This is a genomic window from Paenibacillus glacialis, assembly GCF_001637205.1.
GTDB lineage: Bacteria > Bacillota > Bacilli > Paenibacillales > Paenibacillaceae > Paenibacillus_AQ > Paenibacillus_AQ glacialis.
In genome coordinates, this window is record NZ_LVJH01000074.1 from 116,803 (window position 1) to 127,363 (window position 10,561).

General features: G+C 42.4%; 9 protein-coding genes. 6 read left to right on the forward strand and 3 right to left on the reverse strand.

The features are described 5' to 3' along the window. Positions 1-13: 13 nt before the first annotated feature. The 3 genes from PGLA_RS25880 (at position 14) to PGLA_RS25890 (ending at position 4,484) form a co-directional block, all read left to right on the forward strand. Positions 14-1,624 carry a response regulator transcription factor gene (locus PGLA_RS25880; protein WP_068538083.1) on the forward strand — a complete coding sequence of 537 codons (1,611 nt, stop codon included), beginning with the start codon at positions 14-16 and terminating at the stop codon, positions 1,622-1,624. A 104-nt stretch (positions 1,625-1,728) separates the two neighbouring features. Further along, positions 1,729-3,396: a type 2 periplasmic-binding domain-containing protein gene (locus PGLA_RS25885; protein WP_068538084.1), complete on the forward strand. Its 1,668-nt coding sequence runs from the start codon at positions 1,729-1,731 to the stop codon at positions 3,394-3,396. Positions 3,397-3,647: 251 nt separating this feature from the next. Next, positions 3,648-4,484 carry a patatin-like phospholipase family protein gene (locus PGLA_RS25890; RefSeq protein ID WP_068538085.1) on the forward strand — a complete coding sequence of 279 codons (837 nt, stop codon included), beginning with the start codon at positions 3,648-3,650 and terminating at the stop codon, positions 4,482-4,484. Between the two features lie 22 nt (positions 4,485-4,506). Here PGLA_RS25890 and PGLA_RS25895 read toward each other — a convergent pair whose 3' ends face one another. From PGLA_RS25895 to PGLA_RS25905, 3 genes are all read right to left on the reverse strand, one after another. Next, complete coding sequence (locus tag PGLA_RS25895; protein ID WP_145939684.1) at positions 4,507-5,466, reverse strand: VanW family protein; 960 nt, start codon at positions 5,464-5,466, stop codon at positions 4,507-4,509. A gap of 109 nt (positions 5,467-5,575) precedes the next feature. After that, positions 5,576-6,361 (reverse strand): tyrosine-protein phosphatase, encoded by a 786-nt coding sequence (locus PGLA_RS25900; protein WP_068538086.1) that lies wholly within the window; start codon positions 6,359-6,361, stop codon positions 5,576-5,578. Between the two features lie 323 nt (positions 6,362-6,684). Further along, positions 6,685-7,545, reverse strand: coding sequence for an AraC family transcriptional regulator (locus PGLA_RS25905; RefSeq protein WP_068538087.1), 861 nt, complete (start codon positions 7,543-7,545; stop codon positions 6,685-6,687). A 130-nt stretch (positions 7,546-7,675) separates the two neighbouring features. On the opposite strand from PGLA_RS25905, the gene PGLA_RS25910 reads away from it, so the two are divergent. The 3 genes from PGLA_RS25910 to PGLA_RS25920 are packed head-to-tail and all read left to right on the forward strand — an operon-like array spanning position 7,676 to position 10,524. Next, on the forward strand, positions 7,676-8,734 hold the full coding sequence (locus PGLA_RS25910; RefSeq protein ID WP_068538088.1) for a Gfo/Idh/MocA family protein: 1,059 nt from the start codon (positions 7,676-7,678) through the stop codon (positions 8,732-8,734). 21 nt (positions 8,735-8,755) lie between these two features. Beyond that, positions 8,756-9,634, forward strand: coding sequence for a sugar phosphate isomerase/epimerase family protein (locus PGLA_RS25915; protein ID WP_068538089.1), 879 nt, complete (start codon positions 8,756-8,758; stop codon positions 9,632-9,634). A gap of 32 nt (positions 9,635-9,666) precedes the next feature. Beyond that, positions 9,667-10,524 carry a sugar phosphate isomerase/epimerase family protein gene (locus tag PGLA_RS25920; RefSeq protein WP_068538090.1) on the forward strand — a complete coding sequence of 286 codons (858 nt, stop codon included), beginning with the start codon at positions 9,667-9,669 and terminating at the stop codon, positions 10,522-10,524. Positions 10,525-10,561 lie beyond the last annotated feature (37 nt).

Genomic DNA, 10,561 nt, shown 5'->3' on the forward strand with positions numbered 1-10,561 from the left:
GAGACATACAAACATGCAGATGATCATCGTTGACGATGAAGCTCACTGGGTAGACAACCTATCCATGCACAAGCCCTGGCACACACTTGGAATCGAACATGTACACAAAGCTTATTCCGCACATGAGGCGCTTCAAATCATCGATACGCATCCTATCGATATTGTAATATCAGATATTCTAATGCCCGAAATGACGGGAATTGAGTTAATAGAGCGAATTCGAAAACATGATAAACGAATCAAATGCATTATTTTATCCGGTCATTCAGATTTTGAATTTGCCAAAAAAGCTGTCCAGCATAAAGCAGTGGATTACCTACTCAAGCCACCGACAGATAACGAATTATTCGATGCAGTCAAAACTGCGATCGAACAATTGAATATGGAATGGGAAACCATAAGTTCCCTCGAACGCACCCAATATACCCTTCGGGAAAACCTGCCCCTTCTACGTGGTCAGCTACTTCTTGACGCATTGCGGGGACATCGAATGCCAGCCGACGAATTGAGCCGGAAACTTGAGAGTTACGGATTACCGTTTCACTACGGCGACTGCTCCTTGTTGCTTGTTCGAATGGAAGAAGAATTCGGACAATATAGAAACAACGGGCAGCCGTTGATCGAATATGCAATCATCAACATGGCCGAAGAGATTATGGGCGAATTTATGGAAGTCTGGGGCGTCAAGGAGGAGCATGGGTATCTTGTGTTCTTACTACAGTTCAAAGAAGATGGTTCAGAGATAGGGAAAGAAACCATTTTGGAGAAGCTATCTTCGCAGCTTCAATATAAAGTGAAACAATTCCTGAAAGGATCCCTATCCATTGTCATAACGGAGTGGTTCCAATTTCCAGAGCAGCTGTCAGAACGTTTCCGACAGGCTTCATCCTATTTCCGACAAATTGTGGGAGACGAACGAGAATTCGTCATGCGAGTTAGTGACCATGAACATACGCCCACCCAAGGGCCCTTGAGTGCTCTCTACGTTCCTCCTTCTTTAATCAATCTGCTCGAAGCAGGACGCTGGGATACAGCAGAAGAAAAACTGCTCGCAGTGTGTGAAGAGCTAGATGACAAATGGTCAGAATCTTGGGAGCACTGTATGGAGGCTGGTTTTTTAATATCTGCTTCCTTCACTCATCTCGCACACCGAAATGGTCATACGCTCGTTAGTTTGCTTGGAACGGATATTGAACCATTGCAGAGCGGAGATGCCTTCTCCTCCATCAGTAAACTTAGAACGTGGTCTCTCGGTGTACTTGGCAAGTTGAAAGATGGAACTTCAAATGAAATCAAAGACATCCGATCCCTATATGTGAAGCAAATTCAAGAGTTCACAGACAAAAATTTGCATCTCGATGTTTCATTACGTGTATTAGCTGACCATGTGAATCTGCATCCAACGCACTTATCCAAAATCTATAAGATTGAAACCGGTGAAGGAATAAGCGATTATGTCGCACATCTTCGAATGGATCGTGCTTGCCATAAGCTCAAAACGACCAACAAAAAGATATATGAAATTAGTTTGGAGATTGGATATATGGATCCTGCTTACTTTATAAAAGTGTTTAAACGCCAGTTTGGGGTAACCCCGCAGGAATATAGAGACAGTAATAAATAGCATGACAGAGTCCTATGAAAACTAATAATCTCATATAGATGCCCTCCCCCAATCATTGATAAAGTAAAACTTGTAGAGATCACACACAGTAGGGGGAATAACAAATGAAAAAAATCAGAAAATCATGGCAGTTGCTCATGATCAGTTCACTCGTCTTGGTTACTGCCTGTAGTGGAACGTCTAATAAAGACGTAAAGAAAGATGAAACCGCTTCAACTGAAGTCAGTGCATCTGACGCTGCCTTTGCCAAAGGTAAATACGATCCACCGATCGATATCAGCACTGTCGTTATGTTCGCCGCACCGAAGAAATACATCAACGGCGACACCAGAGAAAACAATGTCCACGACAAATGGATGTTAGAGCAGTTAGGAATGAAGCACAAGGATACCTGGTACCCATCCAGCGCGGATCAATATAAGCAACAACTTCAGCTCGCTATTGCTTCAGGCGAGAAGATGCCTGATTTCGTATACGTACCAGGCGACCCTATCTTGACCAACCAACTGATCGATTCCGGTCAGTTCCTTGCAATCGATCAGTTATTTGATAAGTACGCCAATCAAATTTGGAAAGACCATGCTACAGAACATCCGGAACTGTGGTACCCTTTCATGAAGGATGGCAAGAAATACAACGTGCCAATTCTTGAATATACAGACAATGACAATACGTTGTTATGGCTTCGCGAAGATTGGATGGAAAAGCTAAATCTTCCTGCACCCAAGACGATCGCGGAATTAGAGAATGTGATGGACAAATTCAAGAATGAGAACCCAGACGGGCTTGCTCCGAAGGACGTCTATCCACTCGCTCTTACCTTGAAAAGTAAAACAAACACATGGTTAGGTGGGCTCGATTGGTTTTTCGGGGCATACGGAACGGTCCATGAGCAATGGAATAAGGACGCAGCTGGGAATCTCGAATATGGTTCGACGAATCCTGGAGCTAAGCAAGCGCTCGCTAAGCTGCAAGAATGGATGGACAAAGGTTATATTCATCCCGATTCGGCTTTGTGGGATGAGAATAAAGCCGCGGAAATTTGGACAAAAGGAAATGCAGGTATTCTCCCAGGAGCAAACTGGGTTCCAGATTGGCCAGCTCCAGATTTGCAGAAAAACGTCAAAGGATCGAAATATAAAGGATATCCGGTTCCAGCTGGACCAGATGGACATATAGGAACAAAATGGCAAAATTCTGGCGTAAACAGTAGCTTCATGATTAATAAAGATGCTAAAAATCCGGAAGCATTTTTCCTTTATTACAACTATTTGCTAGACAACATGGCTAACCCAACAGCAGGGAGCAAATACGAATACGGCTTTGCTCAAGGGTACGACTGGAACATGGTGGACGGAAAACCAACTGTCGTCAAAGATAAAGTTGACTTCACATTTATCACCGCACCTGGGCGGATTCCAGATCTTTATATGAAAACATTGGTTGACCTTGCGGATGGCAAAAAGCCAGAAACACCTTATGAGAAGCAGCTTGCAGAGTTCCGCAAACCTGAAAACTGGGCTGCTGCGAAAATCGTCATGTCCCAAAAGGACGTTCGCAAGCAAAACTACTTTACAGGTGCTTCGACACCAACGATGATTTCGAAGTGGAACCTTCTAGCCCAGTCTGAGCTGGAAACCTTCAACAAAATCATATATGGCAAACTGCCAGTAGATGCTTTCGACGATTTTGTTGCTAGCTGGAAAGCAAATGGCGGGGAACAAGTTACAAAAGAAGTAAATGATTGGTTTAAATCTGTAAATACAAAATAAGAAAAAATTAACAGGCTGTGGATCAGGGGAAACCTTGATTCTACAGCCTGTTTTGTTGCAACTCGCTGAATATTCACTCCAAATCTAAATAACCTATAAGCGCATATTGCATATTGTATAGTAATCGCTTCCAATTTAAACCAAATATTTCTATAAAGTCTGAATTGTGATATGTTAATATCAACATAGTATTCAGTGCAATTTAATATCCATCCATATGAACACAAATGAAATCTGAGAGGTGATTATACATGCCAAGCTTAATTCTGGAAGGTGGTACCCTTCGTCCTATATTCAGTGCAGGTGTGATGGATGCACTGCTAGATCATGAAGTGATGTTCCCTTATTGTATCGGTGTTTCTGCTGGAATCAGCAATGGATTTTCTTATATCTCCAAACAAAACCGTAGAAATTTAGATATATTAGAAAAGTACCGCCATGACAAGCGTTATATTGGCGTACATAATTTTCTTCGCAGTCGCAGCTTATTTGGATTGGATTTTATATTTAGGGAGATCCCCAATACGTTACTTCCCTTTAATACTGAAACTTTCAACACCTATCCGGGTCAACTTATTGTAGGAGTTACCAATGCCCATTCAGGAACACCAGAATATATGAACGGACTGGATATTGATGAACATTGGACGATGTTACGCGCTACCTGTGCTCTTCCGCTATTCTTCCCTGCCATTGAAATAAACGGAACCAAATATTATGACGGAGGCCTGAGCGACCCAATCCCAATTCGCAAAGCTATTACGGACGGTAACAACAAACATCTTATCGTTCTGACTCAACCGAAAGGTTATGTTAAACCACTCAGCAAGGAAAATGCGATGGTCGGCAAATTATTGAAGCGTAAATACCCCAATCTAGAGGAAATCTTGCTAACAAGACACGATAAGTACAATGAAACCGTAGCGTTTTGTGAACAATTAGAGAAAGACGGGCAAGCCATTATCTTTCGTCCTAAGCAATCACTTAATAGCTTCGAAAAGGATATCCATGTACTCAGAAATACCTACCAGCATGGATACGACATGGCGATCAATCATATGAATGACATTCACAAGCTGTTTCTTTGATGGTTAGTTGGTTTACACCATTTCACATATGGTTAGCATTTAAGTCCTTCGCGATCTCCTCTGGCATTTTTTTAGATGCGCTAGGTACTTCTCTTCGTTTGTCATTAACCATATCAGATGAACAAATGATGATGCTCACCTGCCCCCCATGCGCGAAGGCTCGTATAAGAATCGGTTGATTATATTTATTTTTGAAAGAAAAATCCGGTCCATACCAGCTTACCGTTGCATCTCGGCCAGGTGGTACATAGGTAACACTCTTGCTATGGGAATAGCGCTGGATGACCTCAAGACCGGCACGATCTACCGCATTAAAGAGTGTCGATGAGATCTGACATATCCCTCCGCCAATGTCTTCGGATGCTTCTCCCCTTACAATAATGGGAGCACGTAAATACCCCTTCTCTTTCGTTCGTTTACCAACCACCGCATTGAACGAAAATGTCTCATTTGGAAACACAACCGTATTATTAATGGCTTTGGCTGCTAATCCTATATTGTGTGAACGATTTTTATTGTTTGAATTGTAATATGTAAAATAGTTCCCAATCTTCTTTTCCATAATGGATTGCAACAACTCGCTATCCACTCTTGCATGAACACGTTGCAAAGGTACTTCCAATCTAGAGATGTTACCTTCTATAATATATCTATAAAGCTTTTCTTTAATTAGAGTCCTGTTAAGTGCTCTACCTGCTTGCTCAGATATAATTCTGCCTCCCGCATCAATTACAGCATTCGTAGGCGCAAAATATACTTGCTTAGCTAGGTCATCCATTAGAGCATTTAATTTGATATCATCAACAAGTGGTACTCCGGGAATGGGTATCGTGTATGCCGAGTGATTCACTTCTCCTATAACTTGTCCTTGATCCTCAATAACCAAAGGTTCCAGAGGGAATAATTGTTGAAATACAAATACAATAGCCACGATCAAATGCAACCTCACAATCGCTTTCCCCCATATGTCAGTATCGGTCATAGTATGAATCAAATGAGACAAACTGATACATATTATTAATCGCACTTCTGACATCATCGTTTCCTTAAACAAAGAAAGTCGACCATGTGTACATGATCACAGCATTAAGCTAATGATTTCGTAAATAGGAACCTAAGCGGTGCAGTATACCGCCGGATGAAGGTTTCTCGACTGGCTGAATCTCAAAAGGTCTATCGTCAATCACACACTGCGCATTATTTAAAAAATAGTTCTGCCACTGCTCCCCCATCACATCACCGATAACATTATAGGCTTCACGCAAGCGAAATCCTCTACGCTCCACATGATGGGCATCCGATGATACGATATGAATGAGACCCCTTTTGCAAAGTGTCCAAGCCAATTTCTCGATTCTCTTACCAAAGCCACCTAGTAAGGAATGGGTTGTAACCTGTGCCCAAGCACCTCTCTCAATGAGATTAGCAAGTCGATCTGGGTGCTTCATAATCTCTGCATTACGTTCAGGATGAGCAATAATGGGCTTCATATTTAATATATTCAGCTCATAGATTAGTTCATACAACTCTTTCGGTATACGAGAGGACGGCAACTCTATCAGCACGTAACGTGAGTCTGCTAGAGGAAGTAACTCCTTTCTATACCAAGAATCTAGCCAGTCACCATGCAACCGAATCTCTTGTCCTGACCGAATCGTAATAGGCACACCCTCTACGATCAACTGTTCGTTGATTTGTCGTGTTCGTTCTATAACTTCAATTGCAGTGTTCATATATTTCCCATTGGCGTGATGCGGTGTTGCAATCAACGTTGTGATTCCCTCTGCAACGGCCGCCTTAGCCATATTCAATGTGTCATTCCAATTCTTCGCTCCATCATCTACTCCAGGTAATATATGCGTATGAATATCAATCATCTTTGGTTTCACTTCCTATGAACGATATATTCAACTTACCTAAGAGATAAGCTTGCATATATTCTATCATATGGAAATATTTAATTAAAACATCTAAATACAAGCACTTTCGAATCAGCATCTGTCCCATCGCTGTAACCTGATTTCAAGAGTTATTCTCTCCTACTTTATCATCATCTAACAGCAAGCTTTCTCAGATTTTATAGAGACAACACAATAATTGCCCAGTCCATGATCATAGGTCTGGGCAATTATTTATCACTGAAATCAATGTTTTGTTGCTCTTGATACGACTGTCTATAATGAAGATATTCAAAAAGGCGTTACTGACCGACTCTACCCCGGAAGTTCCTCGGAGAAAAGCCCGTTATACGTTTGAATACACGTGAGAAATAGAACATATCTTTATAACCGAGCGCTTCGCTTACTTCCTTGACGGTCAACTCGGTGTTCAGTAGGATGTTCTTTGCTTCTGCCACTTTGAGGCGGTGCAGAAATTCATTTAAAGGAAATCCCGTATAATCATGAATGATTCTGCGCAGCGTTGACACTGAAATGTGGTGTCTTGCTGCCATATCCGCAGGCTCCTGTGATATGTGCAGTGAACGTGAGATATCGTCGATGACTTTTAGAACTTGATTCCCCCGGTTACCTGCTTCACTCTTATCCGCTTGAGCGACAAGTTCATACAAGAAAGATTCGAGCATCATCGATGCACGATCCTGATTGCTCGGGACACCACTGTCAATGAGCATGAACATCCATTCCATCTTTTGAATAAGTGGTTCATCCATGTCGGCCTGCTTGATTAGAGCAGGATCAAGGAGCCAATTCTCCAGCCATTCAGCTACTCTAACTCCTTCCACGGTAAAATAATACTCATCCCAGTACCCATCCTTATGCGGACCATAATTAAAAATAGCGCCAGGATATAAACAGAACCAACTTCCCTCTTTAACGTCCTGTCGTTCTCCTCCATCTACCTGATAATAACCTGCACCTCCCGAAATCATAACGAAAGCCCAAGATTTGAAATCGGCATCTATTCTCTGGAGTGTCCTTGCGGGTAAATGTCCTGCATTCACAACGGTAAGCGACCTGATTTTCTTTTTGCTCGAATCTACCATCGGATTAAAAACTCGGATCGGATGAGAACTGATCATATAATCCATATATTTTGTCATCCTAACCATTCTCCCCTTTAAACAACTATGTTAAATTAATCTTAGATGAACAAATAAAACATATCTGTGCACAATATTGATCTAATTGTATCAAAATTGCATGGATAACGAAAGGATGTAAGCGTACACAATGACTCTGATCAAAATTGGTATTATCGGAAATGGATCGATCTCCGAATCCCACTTGACTGCCTATCAAGCTAATCCGAAAGTGAAACTGTGGGCAGTCTGCGATTTGAACGAAGAGAGAGCTCGTAAAACAGCAGAGAAATATGACATCCCTCATGTATATACCGACTATCATGAACTACTTGCTAACAAGGAAGTACAAGCGGTCAGCATCTGCACCTGGAATAATACACATGCAGAAATAAGTATCGCCGCCCTTAAAGCAGATAAGAACGTATTATGCGAGAAACCACTATGCAAAACTGTGGATGAAGCTCTTACAATCGAAGAGGCTGTTCAGAAGACTGGTAAAATGCTTCAGGTCGGTTATGTCCGTCGTCATGCTTCTAATATTGCTGTGTTAAAGAAATTTATTGATGCCGGCGATCTCGGTGACATCTACTTCGCCAAGGCCAGCATGATTCGCCGTCTCGGTAACCCGGGTGGATGGTTCGCCGACAAAGAACGTTCGGGTGGAGGACCACTTATCGATATCGGCGTACATGTCATCGACCTGTGCTGGTATTTGATGGGCAAACCGAAAGTAAAATCAGTCAGTGGTAACACTTACGCTAAACTTGGTAACCGTTCCAATATTGAGAGTTATGATTTCTATAAAGCGGCTGATTATGATGCAACACGTAACGACGTAGAAGATATGGCAAATGCGCTGGTCCGTTTTGAGAATGGGGCTTCCCTATTGGTAGATGTGAGTTTCTCACTCCATGCCAAGCAGGATTCGGCCCAAGTTAATCTATACGGCACGAACGGTGGTGCGGAAGTCGAACCTCAATTGTCAATCGTCACGGAACAACACAACACAATCATTAATATCGATCCACAGATCACCGATCCTGCATTTGATTTCCAAGGGAGCTTCCAGAATGAGATCAATCATTTTGTAGACAGCTGCCTAGGTATTATCGAAACAAACAGTCCCGTCCAGGATGGCGTAGAAATGATCAAAATACTGAACGCTATTTATCAATCAGCTGCTGAAGGCAAAGAAATTCAATTCTAGTATAAAGGAGGAATAACTGAGATGAACCTTAATAACAAAATCGGTGTCATGGTGGATAGCTTTGGTGTTGGCGTGCTAGAAGGTCTGAAGAAGGCAAAAGACGTGGGTGCAGATGGTGTTCAAATTTATGCCGTATCCGGCGAAATGGACCCTGCGACATTAACTGTTACCAAACGCAGAGAACTTCGAAGTTATATTGAAGGACTCGGACTTGAAATTTCAGCGCTTTGTGGAGATTTGGCTGGTCATGGATTCCAAGATGCGGAGGTAAATCCGGACAAAATTGAAAAATCTAAACGGATTCTTGATTTGGCTGTGGAACTTGGTAGTTCCATCGTAACAACACATATCGGTATTGTCCCGGATGACCAGAACGGTCGCATTTATGACTCGATGCAACGTGCATGCGACGAACTTGGTGTATATGCGAAGAGCATGAATGCATATTACGCTATTGAGACTGGTCCAGAACCAGCTGCTCATCTGAAGAGCTTTCTTGATACTTTGCATACCAATGGTGTCTCCGTCAATTTCGACCCAGCCAATATGGTCATGGTCACTGGAGATGATCCGGTCGAAGGTGTCAAGACTCTGAAGGACTACCTCGTTCATACACATGTCAAAGATGGCAAACGTCTGCGTCCTGTCGATCCGAGAGATGTGTATGGTTATCTCGGGTATGGTGCAATGGATCATGCCAAAATCGCTGAAATGGCAGCATCAGGTGCCGCTTTTGAGGAAGTTCCACTTGGTGAAGGCAAAGTTGATTTCAAATCCTACTTCGCAGCCCTTCAGCAAATTGGTTACAACGGCTATTTAACGATTGAACGAGAAGTCGGAACTAATCCAGAAGAAGATATACGTAAAGCGGTCTCTTTCATTCAATCATATCGGAGTTAAGTCAACATTATATTAACAAAGGAGCAGTCATCATGAAATTAGGAGTTAGTTCATATAGTTTGTATCAAGCAATGGCCGCAGATAACATGAGCATTCAGGACGTTATTTCTTGGGTAGCCGACATTGGCGCTCAGCATATCGAAATCGTTCCGTTTGGATTCGATTTCAACCTTAATCCAGAATTAGAAGATCAAATTCGCGAGAAAGCGGCCGAAGTAGGTATCGCCATTTCCAATTATGCTATCGGAGCGAACTTCATCACGGATACAGAGGAAGCTTATGAGGCTGAAATTCAGCGTGTCATGAGCGAGGTAGATCGCGTCCATCGCCTTGGTACCACACTGATGCGCCATGATGTTGCTTCTCGCAAGGATACGTCTATTGCCCGTTTCAATGAAGATTTAGCGCGCATCGCCCATGCTTGTCAACGTATTGCTGATCATGCCAAGCAATATGGGATTACAACGAGCGTAGAGAATCACGGTTATTACGTTCAAGCTAGCGACCGTGTGCAAGCTCTCATTCACGCTGTAGACCGTCCAAACTTTAAAACAACGCTTGATGTTGGTAACTTCGTATGTGTGGATGAAAATCCGATATCAGCCGTGAAAAATAATATGAAGTACGCGTCGATGGTGCATATTAAAGACTTCTACATCCGTCCAACTTATCGCAATCCAGGCGAAGGTTGGTTCAAGAGTGCATCCGGAGACTTCCTCCGCGGAGCGATCGCCGGTCAAGGAGACCTCAATTTATATGAAATTCTGCGTATCGTGAAACAATCCGGTTATGACGAATACATGTCTATTGAATACGAAGGTATGGAAGAATGCCGAAAAGGAACCCAGATTGCCTTTAATAACGTTAACCGGATCTGGAATGAAGTATAAATCATACCGCATTGTTATAAAGATTAATGAATCTTAA